The sequence below is a fragment of the Achromobacter sp. Root170 genome (assembly GCF_001428165.1).
GTDB classification, from domain to species: domain Bacteria; phylum Pseudomonadota; class Gammaproteobacteria; order Burkholderiales; family Burkholderiaceae_B; genus Achromobacter; species Achromobacter mucicolens.
Map to the genome: position 1 here is coordinate 241,188 of NZ_LMHN01000001.1, position 21,066 is coordinate 262,253.

At 68.7% G+C, this 21,066-nt stretch carries 23 protein-coding genes; 10 read left to right on the plus strand and 13 right to left on the minus strand.

Going from position 1 to position 21,066, the window contains the following annotated elements; all coding sequences use genetic code 11:
- Nucleotide 1: 1 nt before the first annotated feature.
- The 12 genes from ASD87_RS01075 to ASD87_RS01130 are packed head-to-tail and all read right to left on the minus strand — an operon-like array spanning nucleotide 2 to nucleotide 10,678.
- The gene (locus ASD87_RS01075; RefSeq protein ID WP_056316003.1) at nucleotides 2-1,264 is read right to left on the minus strand and encodes an NAD(P)/FAD-dependent oxidoreductase; all 1,263 of its coding nucleotides are present in this window, start codon (nucleotides 1,262-1,264) and stop codon (nucleotides 2-4) included.
- A gap of 25 nt (nucleotides 1,265-1,289) precedes the next feature.
- Nucleotides 1,290-3,617: an MMPL family transporter gene (locus ASD87_RS01080; protein ID WP_156403368.1), complete on the minus strand. Its 2,328-nt coding sequence runs from the start codon at nucleotides 3,615-3,617 to the stop codon at nucleotides 1,290-1,292.
- Nucleotides 3,601-4,239 (minus strand): outer membrane lipoprotein carrier protein LolA, encoded by a 639-nt coding sequence (locus ASD87_RS01085; protein ID WP_082586166.1) that lies wholly within the window; start codon nucleotides 4,237-4,239, stop codon nucleotides 3,601-3,603. The genes ASD87_RS01080 and ASD87_RS01085 overlap by 17 nt, the downstream gene beginning before the upstream one ends.
- On the minus strand, nucleotides 4,230-4,679 hold the full coding sequence (locus tag ASD87_RS01090; protein WP_056316008.1) for a thioesterase family protein: 450 nt from the start codon (nucleotides 4,677-4,679) through the stop codon (nucleotides 4,230-4,232). The genes ASD87_RS01085 and ASD87_RS01090 overlap by 10 nt, the downstream gene beginning before the upstream one ends.
- Complete coding sequence (locus ASD87_RS01095) at nucleotides 4,672-5,595, minus strand: glycosyl transferase (protein ID WP_056316011.1); 924 nt, start codon at nucleotides 5,593-5,595, stop codon at nucleotides 4,672-4,674. The genes ASD87_RS01090 and ASD87_RS01095 overlap by 8 nt, the downstream gene beginning before the upstream one ends.
- Entirely contained in the window at nucleotides 5,592-6,344 is a 753-nt protein-coding gene (locus ASD87_RS01100; protein ID WP_056316012.1) for a glycosyltransferase family 2 protein, read from the minus strand. Before ASD87_RS01100 ends, ASD87_RS01095 begins: the two co-directional genes overlap by 4 nt.
- Entirely contained in the window at nucleotides 6,331-8,034 is a 1,704-nt protein-coding gene (locus ASD87_RS01105) for an AMP-binding protein (RefSeq protein ID WP_056316015.1), read from the minus strand. Before ASD87_RS01105 ends, ASD87_RS01100 begins: the two co-directional genes overlap by 14 nt.
- 4 nt (nucleotides 8,035-8,038) lie before the next feature.
- Complete coding sequence (locus ASD87_RS01110; RefSeq protein WP_056316017.1) at nucleotides 8,039-8,587, minus strand: hypothetical protein; 549 nt, start codon at nucleotides 8,585-8,587, stop codon at nucleotides 8,039-8,041.
- The gene (locus ASD87_RS01115; RefSeq protein ID WP_056316019.1) at nucleotides 8,584-8,838 is read right to left on the minus strand and encodes an acyl carrier protein; all 255 of its coding nucleotides are present in this window, start codon (nucleotides 8,836-8,838) and stop codon (nucleotides 8,584-8,586) included. Before ASD87_RS01115 ends, ASD87_RS01110 begins: the two co-directional genes overlap by 4 nt.
- A 16-nt stretch (nucleotides 8,839-8,854) precedes the next feature.
- Complete coding sequence (locus ASD87_RS01120) at nucleotides 8,855-9,115, minus strand: phosphopantetheine-binding protein (protein ID WP_056316022.1); 261 nt, start codon at nucleotides 9,113-9,115, stop codon at nucleotides 8,855-8,857.
- On the minus strand, nucleotides 9,096-9,959 hold the full coding sequence (locus ASD87_RS01125; RefSeq protein WP_056316024.1) for a 1-acyl-sn-glycerol-3-phosphate acyltransferase: 864 nt from the start codon (nucleotides 9,957-9,959) through the stop codon (nucleotides 9,096-9,098). The genes ASD87_RS01120 and ASD87_RS01125 overlap by 20 nt, the downstream gene beginning before the upstream one ends.
- The gene (locus ASD87_RS01130) at nucleotides 9,956-10,678 is read right to left on the minus strand and encodes a beta-ketoacyl synthase chain length factor (protein ID WP_056316026.1); all 723 of its coding nucleotides are present in this window, start codon (nucleotides 10,676-10,678) and stop codon (nucleotides 9,956-9,958) included. The genes ASD87_RS01125 and ASD87_RS01130 overlap by 4 nt, the downstream gene beginning before the upstream one ends.
- 110 nt (nucleotides 10,679-10,788) lie before the next feature.
- Here ASD87_RS01130 and ASD87_RS01135 point away from each other — a divergent pair, with 110 nt between their 5' ends.
- The 7 genes from ASD87_RS01135 to ASD87_RS01165 all read left to right on the plus strand — a co-directional run bounded on the left by ASD87_RS01135 (nucleotide 10,789) and on the right by ASD87_RS01165 (nucleotide 17,633).
- Nucleotides 10,789-11,454 (plus strand): 4'-phosphopantetheinyl transferase superfamily protein, encoded by a 666-nt coding sequence (locus tag ASD87_RS01135; protein ID WP_056316029.1) that lies wholly within the window; start codon nucleotides 10,789-10,791, stop codon nucleotides 11,452-11,454.
- Between the two features lie 90 nt (nucleotides 11,455-11,544).
- On the plus strand, nucleotides 11,545-12,762 hold the full coding sequence (hmpA, locus tag ASD87_RS01140) for an NO-inducible flavohemoprotein (protein ID WP_056316032.1): 1,218 nt from the start codon (nucleotides 11,545-11,547) through the stop codon (nucleotides 12,760-12,762).
- Between the two features lie 59 nt (nucleotides 12,763-12,821).
- Nucleotides 12,822-13,259 carry an Rrf2 family transcriptional regulator gene (locus ASD87_RS01145; protein ID WP_056316034.1) on the plus strand — a complete coding sequence of 146 codons (438 nt, stop codon included), beginning with the start codon at nucleotides 12,822-12,824 and terminating at the stop codon, nucleotides 13,257-13,259.
- Between the two features lie 106 nt (nucleotides 13,260-13,365).
- Complete coding sequence (locus tag ASD87_RS01150; RefSeq protein WP_056316037.1) at nucleotides 13,366-14,613, plus strand: D-amino acid dehydrogenase; 1,248 nt, start codon at nucleotides 13,366-13,368, stop codon at nucleotides 14,611-14,613.
- Between the two features lie 171 nt (nucleotides 14,614-14,784).
- Entirely contained in the window at nucleotides 14,785-15,693 is a 909-nt protein-coding gene (locus tag ASD87_RS01155; protein WP_056316039.1) for a DMT family transporter, read from the plus strand.
- A gap of 72 nt (nucleotides 15,694-15,765) precedes the next feature.
- The gene (locus ASD87_RS01160; protein WP_056316041.1) at nucleotides 15,766-16,725 is read left to right on the plus strand and encodes a proline dehydrogenase family protein; all 960 of its coding nucleotides are present in this window, start codon (nucleotides 15,766-15,768) and stop codon (nucleotides 16,723-16,725) included.
- 20 nt (nucleotides 16,726-16,745) lie between these two features.
- Nucleotides 16,746-17,633, plus strand: coding sequence for an AraC family transcriptional regulator (locus tag ASD87_RS01165; protein WP_056316044.1), 888 nt, complete (start codon nucleotides 16,746-16,748; stop codon nucleotides 17,631-17,633).
- Here ASD87_RS01165 and ASD87_RS01170 read toward each other — a convergent pair.
- Nucleotides 17,573-18,247 carry a flavodoxin family protein gene (locus tag ASD87_RS01170; protein ID WP_056316046.1) on the minus strand — a complete coding sequence of 225 codons (675 nt, stop codon included), beginning with the start codon at nucleotides 18,245-18,247 and terminating at the stop codon, nucleotides 17,573-17,575. The two genes, ASD87_RS01165 and ASD87_RS01170, sit on opposite strands and share 61 nt — an antisense overlap.
- Before the next feature lie 122 nt (nucleotides 18,248-18,369).
- Between ASD87_RS01170 and ASD87_RS01175 the strand changes: the two genes are divergently transcribed.
- The 3 genes from ASD87_RS01175 to ASD87_RS01185 all read left to right on the plus strand — a co-directional run bounded on the left by ASD87_RS01175 (nucleotide 18,370) and on the right by ASD87_RS01185 (nucleotide 21,054).
- Entirely contained in the window at nucleotides 18,370-19,254 is an 885-nt protein-coding gene (locus tag ASD87_RS01175) for a LysR substrate-binding domain-containing protein (protein ID WP_056316048.1), read from the plus strand.
- Between the two features lie 127 nt (nucleotides 19,255-19,381).
- On the plus strand, nucleotides 19,382-20,287 hold the full coding sequence (locus ASD87_RS01180) for a LysR family transcriptional regulator (protein ID WP_056318615.1): 906 nt from the start codon (nucleotides 19,382-19,384) through the stop codon (nucleotides 20,285-20,287).
- Nucleotides 20,288-20,391: 104 nt separating this feature from the next.
- A complete protein-coding gene (locus ASD87_RS01185) occupies nucleotides 20,392-21,054 on the plus strand; it encodes a glutathione S-transferase family protein (protein ID WP_056316051.1) in 663 nt (220 codons plus the stop codon).
- The last annotated feature ends 12 nt before the right edge of the window (nucleotides 21,055-21,066 follow it).

The window sequence follows — 21,066 nt, forward strand, 5'->3', positions numbered from 1 at the left end:
GTCAGGCGGGCTGGGCGAGCCTGTCGCCGCTGCGGCACAGCTCGCTCAGCATGCGCAGGCGGCGCTGCGGGTTGGCGACGAAGGGATTGGCCGTGTCCCAGGCGTAGCCGGCCAGGATGGAGCTGATCATGCGGCGGATTTCCGGTTGCGCCTGCTGATAGAAGACGACGTCCTGGAATTCGCCGGTGTACCAGCCCTGCACATACGCGCGGAAGGTTTCCACGCCGATCATCAGCGGGTCGGCGAACTCGGCTTGCCAGTCCACCTGCGCGCCGCCCAGTTGCCGGTGCAAGGCGTCCGCGGCCAGCTTGGACGAGCGCAGCGCGATGGTGACGCCGGACGAGAACACCGGATCCAGGAACTCCGCGGCGTTGCCCAAGAGGGCGAAGCCGGGGCCGTGCAGGCGGGTGACGCTGGCGGAGTATCCGCCGATGGTGTTGGCCGGAGTGTCCCAGACGGCGTTCTTCAAGACGCGCTTCAGGTTGGGCGCGGCATCGGCCATGGCGCGCAACGTGGTCATCAGGTCCTCGCCGGGGCCGCCAAAAAGGTCATCGCCGCCCACCACGCCGAACGAGCAGCGGCCGTTGGAGAAGGGAATCAGCCAATACCAGATGCCGCGTTGTTCAGGGTGAACCGTGATCAGGATCTTCTCGCGGTCAAAGCCCGGATCGTCGATGCGGTCTTCGATGTGCGTGAAGATGGCCTTGCGGGGCGGCAGGCCGGACGGGCGTTCCAGGTCCAGCAGACGGGCCAGCACGCGGCCGTAACCGCTGGCGTCCAGCACGAACTGGCTCTTGACCTGGTAGGCGCTGCCGTCCGCGCGGCGCACGTCCAGCAAGGGCCCGGCGCTGCCGAAGTCCGCGGCGGTGACTTCCTGCTGATAGCGCACCTCGACGCCCTGGCGCGCGGCGTCGTCCGCCAGCACCTTGTCGAAATGCGCGCGCTGTACCTGGAAGGTCGTGCCCGGCCCGGCGGTGAACTTGTCGCGGAAGTCGAAGTACGTGTAGGCGTCGCCGCAGGCGAACGCGGCGCCATTCTTGACCTGGAAGCCCGCGGCCTGGACGGCGGGCAGCATGCCGGCCTCTTCCACGAATTCCAGGCAGTGCGCCAGCAGGCTTTCGCCGATGGAGAACCGGGGGAACTGCTGGCGTTCCAGCATGAGCACGTCATGTCCCTGCCGTTTCAGCAGCGCCGCAGCGACCGCGCCGGCGGGGCCCGCCCCGATAACCACAACTTCCCGATGTTCCATGCTGGAGGTTTCCATGATTCCTTGGTGAAAGAGGCAGATGTCAGGCCCGCTGGGGCGGCCGGACCCAGGGCGCCCACAGGAGCGAAAAGGCGACGCCCAGGGCCACCGCCAGCCCGAAGTTGGCGATGGCGGGCGTGTGGCTCAGGGCAAGCAGTCCGAAAGACAGCAGCGTGGTGACGGCGCCCAGCAGAATGCCGACGAGGCTGGCGGCGGCGCCAGCGACGCGCTCGTACATGAAGATGGCGTAGTCCACGCCGATGGCCGACACCAGCAGCAGGCCGAAGAGGCTAAAGAGCGTCAAGGGCTGGCCCAGGTAGCCCAGCGCGGCCAGGCTGCAGGCGGTGGCCGCCAGCGGCACGGCGAGGATGCGCCAGGTGGCGGCGCGTCCCAGCGTCAGAAGCAGCAGCACGGCCGCGGCCACGTAGGACAGCAACTTGAGTTCGGCGGCTTCGACCCGCGTGGCGGCGAACATGCGGTTCAGCTCGCCGCTGCGATCGACCAGCGTGACGCCGGGCGCGGCCTGCGCAATGCCTTGCAGCGCGGCGGGATCGGTCAGGCCCAGCAGCGAGATCATGCCCGCGTACTCGCCGTCGTGCTGGCCAAGCCACAGCGCGCGCCAGCGTTCGGCCTGCGGGCCTTGCAGCGCGCCGTCGATGGTGACGACCGGCAGCGCCGCCAGCGACTGCAGCTCCTGCGTCACGGCCTCGAGCGGAATGCCGAGGTCCGTCATGGGCTTCCACACTTGCGGTTGTCCGGCCAGTTCGGCCAGGCGGCGGCCCAGGCCCTGCTGGTCGGCGGCGGGCGACACAAGCTGGCTGAGCGCGTTGTACGTGGCCAGGCCGCCCCGCTGGACCAGCGCGTCGAGCGCTTGCGCGACCCGCGCCTGGCGGCGCAGCAGTTCGTCGGGATCGGGCGCGCGCACCAGGAAAAACTGGCTCGTGGGCACGAAACCGGTGATCTCGCCGATCTGCCTGGCTTGCTGCATCAGCGGCGCCGGCAGGCTCAGCCATTGACGCAGATCGTCCTGGATCGCCAGCCGCGCGATGCCGCCCGCCGTCACCGCCACCAGGACGGCCGCACCGGCCCACAGGACGCCGCGCCGGGCGCCCAGCCGTTCGCGCGTGGCGAGCGCGGCCTGGGCAAAGTGAAGCAGCGGCAGCCAGGGGCGCGGCTGCCAGCCCCGCATCCACGCCGGAAGCTGGCACACCGTGCAGGCATACGCGCCAAGCAGGCCGGCCGCCGAGAACACGGCGGTCTGGGTCAGCGCCGGAAACGGCGTGAACGCCAGCGCGACATAGCCCACCAGGCTGGCGGCCAGGCTGATCGTCAGGCCGGGCAGCACGCGGCGCAGCGCGGGCCACGCTTGCCAGTCCGGCATCCCGAAGCGCTTGCCCAGCCAGTGCATGGGAAAGTCGACCGCCACCCCGATCAGGCTGGCGCCGATGACCAGCGTCAGGACGTGGATCGAGCCGAATACCGCGACGCACGCGACCGCGCCGGTCACAAGGCCCACCGCCACCGGCACGAAGGCCAGCAGCACGCGCCAGCGGCGCAGCGCCAGCAACAGGACGAGCACGATGCCGATCGTGGCGCCGGACCCGATCCAGCTGCTTTCGGCGACCGCCTGCGCCTTGCCGGCGGCCGCGTACAGCGCGCCGCCCGCCACCAGCATCTGGGCGCCGCCGGCCTGCAGGGCCTCGCGGTCCTTGGCGATCTGCGTGGCGATGCGTTGCGGCGCATCGGCGTCGAATGCGTCGCCGCGCGTCTCGGCACGCACGAGCACCCAGCGTTTGCCGTTCTGCTGCGCCTGCAGCGTGCCCGATCCCATGTCGTATTGCACGGGTCCGCCAGGCCTGAGCGATTGCTCGGCGCGGCGCGTGAGCCCCAGCCAGTCTTGATCGGCGGGCACGAGGCCCGACGAGGAGAACGGATCGGACAGCTCGCGCGCGCGACGCTGTGCGAATGCGGCGGGATCGGTCTCAAGCAGTTGGCGGTCCGCCAGCGGCAGCATCGCCAGGCGGCCGGCCAGCAGTTGTTCGCGCAGGGCGGCCAGGTCCACATTCACTTCCACCTGCACGACCGAAAAGAGGCCGCTGTCCGACCAGCGTTTGGCAAGCAGGCGCGCCGGCTGCGCGGGGTCGGCGCCGTCCGGGGCAGACACCAGCGCGATGAGCTGGCGCGACAGCGGTTCCTGGATGCGGGCTTCGGCCAACTGGCGCGTGGCGTCACTGGCGCTTTGCGGCACCAGCTCCATCAGGTTGGCCGACACCGGCCAGCCATTGCGGCATTGCCAGGCGCCGGCAAGCAGCACCAGCAGCAGCCCCAGCTTGAAGAGGCGGGGCAGCCAGCGTTCAGTCCGAGAATGCACGCTGTTCCTCGGGCGTGAGCGCATCGGCCGCAACCGCGCCCGTCATCTGCAGGACGCTGCGGTCGCCTTGCGTCTCGCGCAATTCGATGCGATCGACCAGCGCGCCGCCGTCGATCTGGATCGTGCTGAAGATCTGCTTGAGCAGCGCCGACCGCGGCGTCAGCGTCAGTTTCCAGGCGGTCGCCTCGCCCGTCAGCGCCAGATCGAAGTTCTCTTCGAGCCCGCGCGTGTCGCCAGCCAGGACCGACAGGAATAGCCGGTTCTCACGTCCCGCGCCGGTGTGCTGGGGCAGCGCCTGCCAGGCGCCCGATTCGTCGCGGCGCGCGATGCCGTCGGCGTTGATGCGCAGGTCCGGGGCGATGGGCGTACGCAACAGCCACAGCAGGCCCTTGCCCGCGGCCAGCGTGAAGTCGCCGCGGCTGGTCAGGGGTTGGGGCAGCGACCGCAGGAATTTCTGCTGGACGAACTGGCCGCGCACGATCGGCGTGGCGCGCAGTTGCTGCTGCAGGTCGTTCAGGTCGAACGCCTGGGCGCTCAAGGGCAGCAGCGACAGCGCCAGCAGAAAGAGGAAACGGTTCCAGCGCTGCAACAGGGGCAAGCGCTGGGGCAGGGTCAGGCGCATGTCGCGGTCTCCTGGGATTGAAGGGCGCGTTGGACCGCATCAACGAAGACGTTGGGCGAGGTCAGCTGCATTTCGCGGCTGGCCAGGCACACGGCGACCTGTTCGGAGGTGGCCCGGGTGAGCCGCTGGCCCGTGGCCGCGTCCTGGATCAGGTAGTTGATCTTGAGGCGGTGCTCCCATTCGACCAGTTCGGCGCGCACGACCAGGCGTTGGCCGAACTGCGCGGGCTGGGCGTAGCGCAGATGCAGGTCGATCACCGGCCAGGCGTAGCCGCTTGCCCGCATCGCGTCGTAGTTGTGGCCGATCCGGTCCAGAAGCTCGCAGCGCGCCTGTTCCAGATATTTGACGTAATGGCCGTGCCACACGACGTTGATCGAATCGACATCGAAGAAGGGCACACGGATTTCGACTTGCGCGCCGATCGCGCCACGTTTACGCATCGTCTTTCCAGAAGGGGTAGAAGTTGAACCACTGCAGCGGCGCGTCGCGGCAATGCGCGGCCAGACGGTCGGCATAGCGCTGGGTCCAGACGGCGATCTGCGCCTGCCGGGTCGCGCGCGTCCATTCGACGCGCTCGGTCAGGCGCTCCATCGAGACGCGATAGCGGCCGCCGTGGCGGGTGCAGCGCAGCAGATTCACGGGGCAGCCCAAGAGGCCCGCCAGAAGCCACGGGCCCTGGGGGAACAGGGCGGTGGCGCCCAGGAATTGCACGGGCACCGTGCGGTCGCCGCGCAGCGGCACACGGTCGCCGGCGATGGCAAGCCATTCCCCGCGCTCCAGGCGCTCGGCCAGATCCAGCATGACGGCGGCATCCAGCTCGCTGACCTGGATCATGCGCAGCCCGCCGCCGGCCTCGTCGAGCAGGCGGTTGAAGTTCACGGCGTGCTTGCTGTGCACCAGCACATTGAGCCGCAGCGCGCCGGTCTGCTCCGCAAGCGCGCGGCAGATTTCGAGGTTGCCCAGGTGCGAGCCCACGAGGATCTGGCCGCGGCCGTGGCCCATCTGGCCATGCAGGCCGTCCGGGTCCGCGATATCCAGACGCGCCATCGTGATCTTGCCCTGCCATACGTCCAGCTTGTCCAGAATGGCGGTGGCGAAGGCGAGGTACTGGCGGTACACGGGCAGGGCGCGCGGCAGCGGCGCGGCCAGTTCGCCGGAGGCTGCCACGCGAGACTGGTACACCGCGATCGCGCGCCGCGCGCGGGCGCCAAACGCGTAGAAGTACAGCACCACCACCCAGACCACCGGGGCGACCGCGCGCCGTCCCAGTCTGCGCGCGGCCCAGGCCGTCAGGCGCATCAGCACGGGGCTGCCGCGTTCTCGCTGCCCGGCCCAATGCGGATCGGCCACGCTCATGGCTGGGCGCTCCGGGACACGCGGCGCCACAACAGCGCCGGCGACCGGGCCAGCATGCCGAAAAACAGGCGCGCGTGCATGCGGCTGATCAGCACGTTGTCTTGCAGGCCCTTGAAATGCGAAATGCCGCCCTCGGGGTAGACCACGCGCGTCGGCAGCCAGGCCATGCGCACGCCGCGCCAGTGCAGCCGTACCAGCACGGCAATGTCGAAGTCCATGCGCTGGCCGACGCGGGCGCCGTCGATCACCGGCAGCACGGCTGCCAGCGGGTAGACGCGAAACCCGCACATGGCGTCGGGGATGTCGAGCGACAGGGTGTTGATCCAGACCCACACGCGGGTCAGCCAGCGGCCGTAGAGACGGCTGCGCGGCACGTCGTCGCCGTACACGGGCGCGCCGCAGATCACGGCGTCCGGCTGCTCGCGCGAGGCTTGCGCGAATAGCGGGATGTCTTGCAGCGCATGCTGGCCGTCGGCGTCCACCTGCAGGGCATGCGTGTATCCCAATGCCAGCGCGGCCCGCAAGCCATCCTGCACTGCGGCGCCCTTGCCGCCGTTGACGGCGCGGCGTACCAGGTGCGTGTCGGGCCGTTCGGCCAAGGCGTCCAGCACGGCGGCGCACGCGGGCGCGGAGCCGTCGTCCACCAGGACGCAAGGCAGGCCTTGCGCGGCAAGCTGCGCGACGACTGCGGCGACGGTGCCGCCGTGGTTGTACACGGGCACGACCGCGCACAGCTTATGCGGCGTCATGGCTTGCCCCGTGGAGAATGCGCCCGGACGAGCACGGCGCGTCATTCACCGTGAATGTGAAGTAGAGCTTCTGTTTGGCGGTGTCCCATTTCAGCGTCAGGACGGCGGCGTCGCCCGGACGCAGCAGACGCTGGAACTTCAGCGCTTCCATGCCCGCGAAGTTCAGGCCGGGGTGCAGGTCACGCTGGGCAAGCGACATGGCCCAGCTGATCTGCGCCACGCCCGGCACGACCGGCGCCGCGGGAAAGTGTCCGCTGAAGTGAGCCAGGTCGTAGGGAATGTCCAGCGTATAGCGGCGTTCGTTGTCCGGTTGTCCGGGCAGGCCGGCCGGGATGGCGGCGGGGGCCACGGGGCGCGGGCCGGCCGCGGCCTCGAAGTCGGCTTGCGGCAGTTTGCCTTGGGCGTTGGCGGGCAGGTGGGGCAGCAGCCGCCAGGTGCGCGGAATCGCCAGCGATTCGAAGCGCGCGGCCAGATGGCCCCGCAGCGCGTCCACCACAGCTTTGCGGCCCTGGTTGCGCAGTGCATGCAGACCGTGGGCCGACAGCGCAACGAGGGCGGCCAGGCGCGTGGCGCCGGCGGCCTTGCCGAGCCGGACGTCGGACGTGAAGGCATGTTCCATCAGCGCGTGTTCGATCATGGGCAGCGACACGCGCTTGTCTTCGATCTTCATGATGCGGTCCAGCCTGCCGAGCAGCCGGAAACCCGTCGCTGTGAGCTCGGCGCCATCGGCGGTCTGCGCCTCGCTGGACTGCACCCAGGGCGACGACACGCGCAGCGCGCCTGCGTCGTTCAGGTCGACGCTGACGCCTGGCAGCGGCTGCCAGTCGGTGTCGCCGGTGCGCCACGCGACCGCGCCCGTTTCAGAACTGCCGTAGATCTCGGTGGGGCGCAGTCCGAGCGAACGTTCGATGTCGTCGGATACGTCAAGCGGAAGCGCGCCGCCCGACGAATGGATGCGCGTCAGCCGCCCGCGCAGTTGCGCCGCGTCCAGGCGCTGGCCCAGCCGGCGCAACAGCGCGGGGCTGGCGATCCAGGCGAATGTGGGAAAGCGCAGGCTGGCCTGTTGCAGGTCTTCGGGGTACAGCCGCTGGCGGCGGTCGATCTGGCGGCCCGCGCAAAGCGGCCACAGCACGCGAAAGGGCAGGCCATACATATGCTGGGCGGACACGCTGCCCAGCACCGGTGTCTGCGTGTCGGGCCATTGCCGCTGCAAGGCGTCGATCTCCGCCGCAAGCTGGCGCCATTGCTTGACGATGTGCTTGGGCGCGCCGCTGGAGCCCGATGTGCACAGCACCAGCGTCACCGATGCATCCAGTTCGGCGGGCGCGAGCGGCGGCTGGTCCAAGAGGTCCGCCAGCCGCCATTGCCGCGCGGCAGGCACGGGCAGATCGGTGTCGGTCAGCCACGCATCGACCGTGCCGTCCAGGCCGTTGCAGGTCTGGCCCTGGTTGTCTCCGGGCAGGACGGCCACGACGCCCGCGCGCCAGCACGCGAACAGCGCGCAGGCCAGTTCCACCGCGTCGTCGAACCACAGCGCGGCGCGGCGCACCGGGCGCGCGCGCAACGCGCCCGCCACGGACAGGGCGTTCCGCGCAAAGACCTCGCGGGTGATCGCCGGGCCATCCGCGATGGCAGCGTCCATGCCGCCAGGGGCGGGCATCAGCAGGTGGGGCAGGGGCGTCCAGGCCATGGCTTCAGGCGGCCTTCGCGGCGGCGGGGCGCACCAGCCATTCGCCGGCGGCCATCATGCCCATCAGCACGTAGCTGGCGCAGCCGTTGTAGGCCACCCACCAGCTCCACGGCGCCCAGGCCGCCAGCGCGGCGGCGATCGTGCCGTTCAAGGCGAAAAACACGCACCAGGCGCGGGTCACGTTGCGGGTGTAGCGCACGCCCCCGGGCGGCAGATCGGGGTGGCGCAGGCGCGCCAGGCGTTCCACCACGGGCTGTCCGGCGCGCAGGCTCATGCCGAAAATGGCCAGCATCATGGCGTTGACCAGCACGGGATACCAGCGCAGCCAGCTCTCGGAATTGGTTACCGCCAAGATCAGGCAGAAGACCAGTGCGGCGGCGGGCAGCAGCTTGTCGCCGGGCTGCGCGGCGCGCGCGGTCAGGCCGCGGGCCAGCCACAACAGGGCCAGCGGCAAGGCCAGCCAGGCGGCGTTCACGCGTCCCAGCATCGCGTACACGACGAAGGGGTAAGCCACTGCGGCGGCGGCCAAGGCGGCCGCAACGCCACGGTTCATGCGGCCGGGTCCTGCTTTTGCCACATGGCCTGCACGACGTCTTCGACGGTGCGGACCGTGCGGAAGTCGTTGGCGTCCAGCTTGCGGCCGGTCTGGCGGCGCACGTGGTCGATGAGGTCGATCGCGTCGATGCTGTCGATTTCCAGATCGGTGTACAAATGCGCGTCGGGCGTGATCCGTTCCGGTTCGATTTCGAACAGTTCGACGAGGGCGCCGCGCAGCGTGTTGAAGATTTCGTCGCGGGTGTGCATGGTGACTCCGTATGCGTCAGTCGCGGCGTTGCGCAGTGACAAATGCCGCCAGGCTGGCAATGCTGGCGAAATGCTCGCGCATGTTGCGCGTTTCGGGATCGATGGTGATGGCGTAACGCTTTTGCAGCGCCAGGCCCAGCTCCAGCGCGTCGACCGAATCCAGGCCCAGTCCGTCTCCGAACAGCGCGGCTTCGCGGTCGATGTCGTCGGGCGTGATGTCTTCGAGCCCGAGGGACTCGATGACGAGCGTCTTGAGCTCAAGTTCCAGTTGATTCATCCAGCGTTGACTCCACTTGCGCCGCCGTGGGCGGCGGCGCGTTCATTGGGGCGCCTTGCTGCGCCTGCGGCGCCAGCTTGGCTTCGAAATAGGCGTGCAGGTAGGCATTCATCTTGCGGCCGGCGATCGGCAGCGGATGCGCCTGGCTCCAGGTCGCCGGGTCGATGTCCTCACCGACCTCGATGACATAGCGCATGCGCGAGGGCGGAATCCGGTACCAGGGCTCGCCCTTGGTGAGGCTGCGCGGATTCATCCGGATCACGACCGGCGTCACGACCTGCGCGCCGCGCAGCGCAATGGCGCATGCGCCGCGGTGAAACTGCGGCATGGCGTCTGGCGGCGTGCGCGTGCCTTCCGGGAAGACGATCAGCGTTTCGCCATTGCGCAGCACATCAGCCGCGCGGTCGAACATGTCGAAGCTTTCGTCATTGGTGATGTACCCGGCATTGGCCACGGGGCCGCGGGTGAAGGGATTCGTGGCAAGGCCATGCTTGACGATGCAGTTGGCGTTCTTGACGTGCCCGACCAGGAACACCACATCCAGCAGCGACGGGTGGTTGGCAAGAATCATCTGGCCCGGCCGGCCCAGGCGGTCGGCGCCCTTGAATTCCACGGTCAGGATGCCCACGCGCACCATGAACCGGATGAACAGCCTGAAGGTGCCATTCAATGCCCAGCGGGCCCGGCGTTGGCGGTCCTGGCGGTCGCCCGGCAGCAGGCGCTGGGGCGGAAACACCATCAGGCGCAGCAGCACGCCGCCCACCCCGAACATGGTGAAGGCCATGCCGGTGGCGACCAGGCGCCAAAGCCAGAAATCTTGACGAACTTGAGCCGGGGAGGTCATGCGTTACGTGTCCAGGTCCATTGGCGGCTGCGGTTGGCGTGCCGCCAGCTTGGGGTCTGCAGCGTCAGGTGGCGAACCAGATTCAGCGGATTGGGCCAGACTTGCGGCGGCGCATCGCCGTTGCCAACCGGACCCATCGAGAGCGCCCAGTCCGTGCCCGGACACAGGCGGAACGCGGTGGCGTAGGAAAACGGCGCGTCGCCCACCCAGGGCGCGTACGGGCGCGGCGGCACTTCCTCGGCCAGCACCACCAGCACGTTGTCATGCCCCTGGCCGAACAGAAGCGCGGCTTCGAGGAAGGCGTGCTCCAATCCGTCGTCCTCGACGGACAGCGCCACGGACTCGGCCGTTTCGCGGCGTATGATCGACCATTGCGCGGCTATCGCGTTGTGAACCGACAGGCCAAATGCCGTGGGCGACAGCGGCTCGTCCGCCGCCAGCGACTCAAGCAGTCCGAAGTTGCGCGTGGTTTCTCCGTGCCGCGAGGCGAAGACGAACGGCATGTCCGGGTATCCGTCGGCAAGCGGCCACGCGCACGCAAACACCCCGCGAGCCAGAGGGCTGAGGCGGCGGCGCTGCATGGGGGGCAAGAAGTCGAGGCGGGCGGCGGCCTGATCTCCGAGGGGGCAATATGGGTGTTCCGCCCAGTGCTGCCAACTGCTCGGGTCTTGAAATCCTGGTGTCCAACCTTGCCAATGCGCGATGGAGAACGTCAACATAGCGCGCGATTCTACTATGGCAAACTCGGCTCAAACTGTTTTGAATAGTTACACATCACACAAATTGGCTTAGATTTCTCGCATTATTTTCTAAATAGTTACGTTCTCCGTTGGATATTCAGGAACTTTTAATCTGGTGGGCGGATCAAAGCGCCGCCTCTCTATATAGCCCCGAGCAGCTGTCCGCCGAAGACGCTGCCCGAGCGGCTGCGATCCGCAGCGCCAAGGCGCTGCGCGACTGGAAGGCCAGCCGCGCGCTGTTGCATGACGTGCGCAGCCGCCAGCCCGATTCCCGCCCGGCCTCGCTCAGCCACAGCAACGGCCACGCCATCGTGGCCACCGCCCCGGCAGGCTGGAAAGTCGGCGCCGACCTCGAGGCAATCTCCCCGCGCGACGTGCCGGGGCTGGCCCAGTGGGTGTGTTCGTCCGCCGAACGCGACCTGTTGGCAGGGCTGCCCGACGAGGCGCGCCTGCTCCGCTTTTACCAGCTATGGACATTGAAAGAGGCCTTCATCAAGGCCGCCGGCCTGGATTTTCCGGCTGACATGGCATCGGTGGGCTTGTGTCCGGCGCCGTCCGGTTTGGCGCTGCGCTCGCCGCCGGGACGCTGGCGGGCCTGCTCCTATCGGGTGGACGCCGGCTGGATGGCCTCGGTGGTGTGGCAGGCCCCAGAAGGATCAGCTGGGGACTTGGCGCAACCCGTGTGGACCGGCGCGGCCGGCTGTCAGCTGCCGGATGTCCTGATACAAGGTTGTTGGCTGCCCGATACGACTTGAAACCGCCCTGACGTTTCGCCGCTCGCATTTAAAGATGTATTATGAATATATGTTTAAAGGCGATCCTGTTCGCCATTTAAGGAGCAGTTGATGTTGAGCCCCCAAATCCGCGAGTTGGTCAAAGCCACGGCCCCCGTCCTGAAGGTCCATGGCGTCGACTTGACCAAGCACTTTTACGCGCGCATGTTCCAGCACAACCCGGAACTCAAGCACGTGTTCAACCAGGCCCACCAGGCGGGCGGCGCGCAGCAGCACGCGCTGGCCGGCGCGGTCACCGCCTATGCCGAGCACATCGACGATCCCTCGGTGCTGATGCCCGTGGTGACGCGGATCGTGCACAAGCACGTCAGCCTGGGCATCCGGCCCGAGCACTACGCCATCGTGGGCAAGCATCTGCTGGCTTCCATTCGTGAGGTGCTGGGCGAAGCCGCCACCGACGAACTGGTGGACGCGTGGGCGGCGGCGTACGGCCAACTAGCCGACCTGCTGATCGCCGAAGAGGCCCGCCTGTATGCGGAATCGGCCAACAAGCCCGGCGGCTGGACCGGCTGGCGCGCGTTCCGCGTCGTGGGCAAGCAGCCCGAAAGCGCCGAAATCACCTCGTTCTACCTCGCCCCGGCCGACGGCGGCACGGTCCCGGCTTACCAGCCCGGCCAGTATGTGTCCGTGCGCGTGTTCGTGCCGGAACTGGGCCTGATGCAGCCGCGCCAATACAGCCTGTCGGACGCGCCCGGCCAGGATCGCCTGCGCATCTCCGTCAAGCGCGAACCGGCGGGCGACCAGACGCCGGCGGGCCGCGTGTCCAACGCGTTGCATGACCGCCTGGAAGAAGGCGGCGTGCTGGACGTCGCGCCGCCGCAGGGCGATTTCCACCTGCGCGAGGACGGCGATGCGCCCGTCGTGCTGCTGAGCGGCGGCGTGGGTCTGACGCCCATGGTGTCGATCCTGAACCATCTGGTGCATGCCAATGACGCGCGCCAGATCCGCTTCGTGCACGGCTGCCGCAATCGTTCGGTGCACGCCATGCGCGACCACGTGAACGACATCGCGGCAAAGCGCGCCAACGTGCGCAAGGCGGTGTTCTACGAAGAGGTGGGCCACGGCGACCAGGCCGGCCGCGACTACGATCACCAGGGGCGCGTCGATCTGCACGCCATTCGCGACGAGGCCATCGTGCCGGGCGCGGACTACTACTTGTGTGGCCCGGCGGCCTTCATGCGTGCGCAGCGCGAGGCGTTGCTGGGGCTGGGCGTGAGCGAAGACCGCATCCACGCCGAAGCCTTTGGCACCGGCGGCGTCGCCGGCTGACCGGTGTATCCTGGCGGCCTGACGTTTCCGGGCCGCCGGGTCCACGTGTCCTTCACACCATGCAACTGAACCGATTCACCGACTTCGGCCTGCGCGTCCTGATGTACCTGACGCAATGCCGCGACCGGTCCGCAGCCGTCACGATCCCCGAGATCGCGGACCGCTTTGGCCTGTCGCGCAATCATCTGGTCAAGGTAGTGCATTTCATGTCGCAGCGCGGCTGGGTCAGCACCACGCGCGGCAAGGGGGGCGGGCTGAGCCTTGCCCGTCCCGCCACGGAATACCGCGTCGGCGATCTGGTGCGCGAACTCGAACAGCAGGGCCCCCTCATCGACTGCCGCGAACCCCCGTGCGCGCTGGACGGCGTGTGCCGGCTGTCGGGCGTGCTGGCGCAGACGCTGCAGGCCTTCTACGACACCCTCAATGGCTACACGCTGGCCGATCTGGTCCGGGAACCGACCGCCGCCGCGATCATCAAGCTGCACCGCGTCGCCTGAATCGGGGACATGATGTTTGGTTATGGCCCCTGCGGCGTTTGGCATTTGCCGGCGCGGGGGCGGCCGTTACAGAATGGCCGTGTTCGCGGTCTACTTGGATAACGGTATGCGCGTTTGCGTAATTGGCGCCGGCGTCGTCGGTGTAACGTCGGCCTATTTCCTGGCGCGCCAGGGTCATGACGTGGTGCTGGTCGACAGCCAGCCCCGCCCGGCGGAAGTCTCCAGCTATGCCAATGGCGGTCAGCTCAGCTACAGCTATGTGGCGCCGCTGGCCGGGCCCGGCGTGCTGCCCAGCGTGCCGGGCTGGCTACTGCGCCATGATTCGCCGCTGCGGTTCCGGCCCCGCCTGGATCCGCATCAGTGGCGCTGGTGCCTGCAATTTGCGCTGGCCTGCCGCGCCTCGGTCGCCAAGGCGTCCACCGCCCAGATGCTGACGCTGTCCTACCTCAGCCGCGATGTCATGCACTCGCTGCTGGAACAGGAAGACCTGGCGTTCGGCCACCTGAAGAACGGCAAGCTCATCGCCTACCGCAGCCCCGACCTGCTGGAAAAGGCGCGCGCGCTGGTGGCGTACCAGGCGGCGCACGGCGCGGACCAGCAGGTGCTCGATGCCGCCCAGACCGTGGCGCGCGAACCGGCGCTGGCCGGCATGGGCGCCAGCCTGGCGGGCGCCATCTATACCCCCAGCGAAGAAGCCGGCGACTGCCGACAATTCACCGAAGCGCTGTTCGACCGCCTGCAAGGCCTGGGCAACGTGCAGTGCGCCATGTCCAACCCGGTGTCCGGCCTGCAGCGCGAAGGCCGCCGCATCGTCGCGGTCAACACGCGCGACGGCGACATCGGCGCCGACGCCGTCGTGCTGGCCACGGGCATCGGTACCCGCGCCTTGCTTGGGCCCCTGGGCCACGACGTGCCGCTGTACCCCCTGAAGGGCTACAGCCTGACCGTGCCGCTGGCAGACGACGACACCGTGGCGCCGCGCATCAGCGTGACCGACTACGAACGGCGCATTGTCTACGCCCGCGTCGGCGGCGTGCTGCGGATCGCGGCCATGGTGGACATCGGCAGCAACAACGCCGACATCGACCCCGCTCGCGTCGGTCTTCTGAAAAAACAGGTGCTCGAAGCCTTCCCGCAACTGGACCTGCGCCAGGCCATTCCGTGGGCGGGCCTGCGCCCGGCCACGCCCACCGGAAAGCCGCTGATCGGCCGCAGCCCGGCAGCCGACAATCTGTGGCTGAACGTGGGGCAGGGGGCGCTGGGGTTTACCTTGGCCTGCGGCAGCGCGGCGTTGCTGACGGCGCAAATGGGCGGCCTGGAGCTGCCGCTGGATCCGGCGCCGTTCAAGCCCTGAACCCCGAAGCGTGAATCCGGCGCCAGCTAGGGCAATGTCCATTTTGCGATAGCGCGTGCCTTTTCATCGGCAGACGGGCTGGCGCAAGCTCAATAGGATGGCGGTCACTCCTTCGCGGCACCGCATTCCGGCGGACGCGAATGAGCCGATCCCTCCTTCGAGCTCCTGACCATGTCCTATCTGTTTCCGTTGTTCGCCATCCTGTTCTGGGCGGGCAACGTCATCGTCTCCAAGATGGCCGCCAGCGCCATCTCTCCCACCGCCATCACCTTCTACCGCCTGCTGCTGGCGCTGTTCCTCATGGGGCTGTTCACAGCCCGTCCCGCGTGGCGCAATCGCAGGGTCATCCTGCGGCATTGGCCGAAGCTGGCGCTCTATGGCGCGCTGTCGTCGGCGGTTTTCCAGGCGCTGTCGTACCGGGCGGCCGAAACCACCACCGCCACCAACATGGCCATTCTGACTGCGCTGATCCCGCTGCTCAGCATGCTGGGCAGCGTCGTAATCCTGCGCGATCCGCTGACGCTCGGCATGGCCGCGGGCGGGGCGTTGTCGTTTCTGGGCCTGTTGTACCTGGTCGGGCAGGGCGACATGCTGAGCGTGTTCCAGCATGGCGTGCATGTGGGCGACGGGCTGATGCTGCTGGCCGCGTTGTCGTACGCGCTGTACGGCGTGCTGCTGCGCCACTGGAAGGTGCCGGTGCCCGCCTGGCAGTCCACCTTCGTGCAGTCGATTTTTGCGCTGATCTACATGCTTCCGCTCTACCTGCGGGTGCCGGACGCCCAGGCCGCGCTGGACACCAATACCATTCCGCTGATCCTGTACGCCGGCATTTTCTCGTCGGTGCTGCTGTCGTACCTGTGGATCGAAGGCGTGCACCGCTTGGGCCCGAACCGCTGCAGCATCTTCATCAATCTGCTGCCGCTCTTTACCGCGCTGGCCGCTTTCGTGATGCTGCGCGAGCACCTGCAGCGCTATCACGTCCTGGGCGGCGCGGTCACGCTGGCGGGCGTGCTGCTGGCGCAGACTGTCCAGCGGCCGCTGTTTGGCGCCGGGCGCGCGCTGGCGGCCGGCAAGGCGTAGCCCCGCCGTTCACGGGCGTTCAAGACAGGCGCCCGCCGCCGACGCATAGTGGCCGCTTTGCGCGGTGAGGCGATGAGCATTTTTCAAAAGACCACAATTGCGCTGGCCCGGAGCCGGGCGGTCGGCCAGGCGATGCGGGCGATGGCCGCCCGGACATCGCTGGCGCGCCGGTTCGTCGGCGGCGCCGGCGTGGACGAAGCCGTGCGCACCGCCGTTAGACTGCGCGAGGCGCACGGCATCCGCGCGTCGCTCTTCTATCTGGGCGAGTACGTGGCGGATCGCGCCGCCATCGACCACAACGTCGGGCAAGCCATCGACGCCTGCCGGGCGTTGGCGGGCGCGGGCCTGGACGTGCATGTCTCCGTCGACCCCACGGCCATCGGCTACATGCACGCCGATGCCCTGGGCGAGGAAAACGCGCGACGTATCGGCAGGGCGGTGCAGGCCGTTTCGGGCTCGGGGCGGGACTGGCTGGTGTTGGACATGGAAGATTCGGGCATCCGCGACCGCACGTGCGCGCTGCACCGGACGCTGCTGGCCGAGGGCCTGCCGGCGGGCCTTACGCTGCAGGCGCGGCGCCGGCGCACGCCCGAGGATCTGGTCTGGGCGATCCGGCAGCGCACATCGCTGCGGCTGGTGAAAGGCGCTTTCCCGGAGCGCGCGCTGGACCACGCCGGGCGCGCGCGCGTCGACCAGGCCTATCTGGACGCGGCGTCCATCATGTTGTCGCGCGAGGCCCGCGAATCGGGCTTTTACCCGGTGTTCGGCACGCACGACGACCGGCTGGCCGGGGCCATCGTCGATCTGGCGCGCGAGCGCGACTGGCCCGCCGAGGGATTTGAATTCGAAATGCTCTACGGCGTGCGTCCGGACTGGCAGATTGCGCTGCGCGGATTGGGCTATAACGTCAGGGTTTATCTTCCGTTCGGCGCGGACTGGTGGCCGTATGCCATCCGCCGCGTCGGCGAAAATCCTCGCAATGCGTGGCTCCTGGCCCGTTCGCTGACATCGGACGGGCATTACTTCGGATAGCCGCGACTGGCTGGCGCAACATGGCGGTTTCTCAACACATCTGGCATTGCGGCGCGGGACTGCCCGGCGACGTGCTGATCGCGGACCTGCGCGCCTACCGGTACGCGCCGCATTTTCACGACGCCTGGTCCATCGGCGCCATCGAGCATGGCCGGTGCGACTTCACCGTGCAGGGCGAGGCCCACGCCGCCTGCGCGGGCGAACTGGTGGTGATCGCGCCGGGACAGGTGCACACGGGCGGCACGGCCGCCGGACCGCTCGCGTATCGCATGGCGTATATCGATCCGGCCTGGTTCCAGGACCACGCTCGCGCGCTGCATGCGCAGGGTGCGCGGCTGGCGGGACCGGTGATCGCGGATGCCGCCCTGTGCGCGCAATGGCTGGAGGCGTTGACGCCCGACGAGATCGCGCCCGCCGAACGCAGCGCACGCCTGTCCGCGGCCCTGTTCGGCACGCTGGCCGCGCATGGCGAGGCGCTGGACGAAAGCGGGACGCCCGGAGCCGGTATGCCCGAAGCCGGTACGCCTGCAGCCGGGACGCCCGCAGCACCTCCCTCCGATGACCTGTCCGCCATCACCGACGTTTGCGCCATGCTGCATGCGCGCATGGCGGCGGATCCGTGCTGCGCGCCCGACCTGCAAGCGCTGGCGCAGGCGCAGGATCGTCATCGGACCACGCTGGTCAAGCAGTTTGCGAGGCGTTACGGATTACCGCCGCAAGCGTGGCTGCGCAACTGGCGCGTGGCGCGCGCGCGGGTGCTGCTGCGCGGCGGCTTGCCGCTGGCGGACGCGGCGCAGGCGGTGGGTTTTGCCGATCAGGCGCACCTGACGCGGGTGTTCAAGCAGGTTTACGGCAGTCCGCCCGGCGTACTGGTGAGAGCCGGCGCGGTGGGCTCCCAGACGTTGTGACTGCGGGGCGTTTCGAGCCGGTAATCCGAATATTTGCGTGTGAAGAATTCCGCGCCCAGCGCCTGCGCGGCGGCCAGCGGGCGCCGCGGATCCAGCGCCACCTCGCCGCGCCGGTTGCCCGCGCCGTGCACATATCCCACGAAATCGGAGTGCGTGTAGCGCGCAAACTCCTGCACCTGATGCACGATGCCCAGCGCCGCGCCGGGATAGGTCTCTTCGGACGCCACCGTCAGTCCGAGCCGCTTGCCGGCCATGCGTGCCTTGACACGTTCGGGTTCGGGGCCGGAACCCGCGTAGTGGCTGAACGATCGGTCAAAGAACGCCTTGGTCTGCGCCGACATTCCATACCAGTAGATCGGCGTGCAGAACAGCACGCCATCGGCCGGCAGGAAATGGTCCAGGAAAAGTTCGGCGTACCGGTCGGCGGGCGGTTTGGCATGGCGCAGATCGGGCAGCAGGCCCTGGATGTAGTCATCCAGGAAAAAGAGGGAGGCCGAAATGCCAGCCGCCTGCGCGCCCTGGCGTGCGGCGTGGGCCAACGCCGCGCTGTTGCCATTGCGGCGCGGGCTGCCCACCAGGATCAGCAGTCGCTGTTTTGGGTGATTTGAATTCATTCTTGGCTCCTTGGTGAAATGCTGGGACTACATTCGGATAGGTAATGCTGATCTCCAGGCAGGACCGCGACAACTGACGATTCCTTCACTAAGATGAATCCTGTTCATCCCAGGAATCGCCCATGTTCGCCACGCTTCCCGTCACTGCGCTGCGCACGTTCGAGGCCGCCGCGCGGCTGCGCAGTTTCAAGCTGGCCGCGGCCGAACTCTCCGTCACCCCGACGGCGGTGTCGCATCAGGTCAAGGCACTGGAACGCCATGTGGGGTGCGCGCTGTTCGATCGCGTTCCGCGCGGCGTGCGGCTGACCGACCAGGGGGCGCGCCTCTTTTCCGGCGTGCATGGCGCGTTGCTGGACGTGGCGCAGACGCTGGACGCCCTGCGGCCCGCGCCGGAATCCGGCGCGCTCACCGTGTCCACGACGCATTCCTTTGCGGCGTTGTGGCTCGTGCCCCGGCTGGGGCGCTTTCACGAGGCCTACCCGCAGTATCAAGTGCGTCTGGATACGTCGCCCGACCCCGTGGACCTGCTCAAGGACGCCAGCGTGGACGTCGCCATCCGCTACAGCCGGGCGCGCTATCCCGCATTGCACGCGGCCTGCGCGCTGCCCGAATGGTTCGGGGTATACGGCGCGCCGGCGCAGGTTGCCCGTGCGGGCCGGCGGGCGCCGGCCCTGGTGACGGTGCGCTGGCGCGACTCGCCCTTATACGAACAGGGTTGGCAGGCGTGGTGCGAAGCCGCCGGCCTGCCGGCATGGAAGCGGCCGGTGGCGGAGCACGCCTACACCGAGGAACACTACGCGCTGCAGGCCGCCATTGCCGGGCAGGGCCTGGTGCTGGCCAGTTCGGTGATGGTGTCCGACAGCGTCGCCGCGGGCACGCTGGCGCCTTATCGGCCCGAGGTCAGGGTGCCGGGCGCGGCCTACACTGCGCTGTGCGCGCCGGGGCGCGAGCGTCATCCGCCCGTCAAGGCATTCCTCGCATGGTTGCGCAAGGCCTTCCAAGGCTAGTGGCCGGCCGCGCGCGGCATCCATGGTGCGCGCACGCGCGGCGGGACAGGATGCGCACGAGCGGGTACATTGACGTCGCCGCCCGCGTGCGGCGTTCGCGTTTTCAGACTACGGAGTGCGCCCCGCCGTGAACCGATTCCATGAAATGACGGTATTTCTTGCGGTTGCCGACGCGGGCGGCTTTGCCGCGGCAGCGCGCCGGCTGGAGATGTCCGCGCCCAGCGTCACGCGCAGCGTCGCCGCGCTCGAACGCCGCCTGGGCGCCTTGCTGCTGGTGCGCACGACGCGCAGCCTGCGCCTGACCGAGGCCGGCCAGCGCTACGCCGCCGATTGCCGCCGCATTCTCGACGAGGTCGAGCAGGCCGATGACGCCGCGGCGGGCGCGATGGCGGTGCCGCGCGGCGCGCTGTCCATCACCGCGCCCGCGCTGTTCGGCGAGCTTCACGTGATGCCTGCGGTGCTGGGCTATCTGCGCGGGCATCGCCAGGTGTCGCTGCGCGCGCTGCTGGTGGACCGCGTGGTGAACCTGGTGGACGAGGACATCGACGTGGCCGTGCGCATCGGCGCGCTGCCGGACTCGTCGCTGACAGCGGTGCCGGTGGGTCATGTGCGCCGGGTGGTGTGCGCCGCGCCGGGATTCCTGAGCGCCCAGGGCGAGCCGGCCGACCCCGAATCGCTGCATCGCTTCTGCACCATCACCGCGGCCATGGAAGGCCGCGGGCCGCAATGGCGCTTCCTGCAGGACGGCCAGAGCCTTCGCTTGAACATGCAGTCGCAATTGACCGTCACCTCGTTCCAGGCGGCCGTGGCGGCTGCGCGGGAAGGCTGGGGCCTGACCCAGGTGATGTCCTATCAGGTGGCCCCGCACCTGGCCAGCGGCGCCTTGCAGGTGGTGCTGCGCGACTTCGAGATGCCGCCCGTGCCCGTCCATCTGGTGTATCCGGAAGGGCGCAAAAGCTCGGCCAAGGTGCGCAGCTTTGTCGATTTCTGTGTCGAGGCGCTGCGCCGCGACCTGGCGGCGCTGCCGGCCTGACCGGTTTATTTCATTTCCGGCAAGAGTGTCTTGCCGGCGCCGGCCGTTCTCCATTGGCGCGGGCAGGCTCAAGATGGTGGCTCGAATCCACCTGAGAGCCTCCGATGCCATCCACCTCCTCGCAAGCCACCCTGGCGCAAGCCGCCGCTCCGCTCAAGTTCTACAGCTTCGCGCTTTCCGGTCACGCGCATCGTGTCGCGCTGATGCTGTCGCTGCTGGACGTGCCGCACCAACGCATCGACGTGGATCTGCGTCAGCGTGAGCAGAAGCGTCCCGAATTCCTGGCGCTCAACGCCTTCGGCCAGGTGCCCGTTATCGACGACAACGGCGTGGTGGTGGCCGACTCGACCGCCATCCTGGTGTACCTGGCCAAGCGTTACGGCGGCGGGGCCTGGCTGCCCGAGGATGCGGCGGGCGCTGCGGCCGTGCAGCGCTGGTTGTCGGTGGCGTCCGGGCCGCTGGCGGGCGGTCCGGCGTCGGCGCGGCTGGTGACGCTGTTTGGCGCGCCGCTGGATGTCGACGCCACGCTGGCGCGCGCGCATGCGCTGCTTGCCGTGATGGAAAGCGAACTTGCGCAGCGTGACTTCCTGGCCGGCAGCGAGCCCACCATCGCCGATGTGGCCTGCTATGCCTACGTGGCGCATGCGCCTGAAGGCAACGTGTCGCTGGCGGACTATCCGCGGATCCGCGCGTGGCTGAGCCGCATCGAGAACCTGCCGCGCTTCGTTCCCATGGAATCGTCGCCAGTGGGCCTGCTGGCCGCCTGATTCCCGCCAATC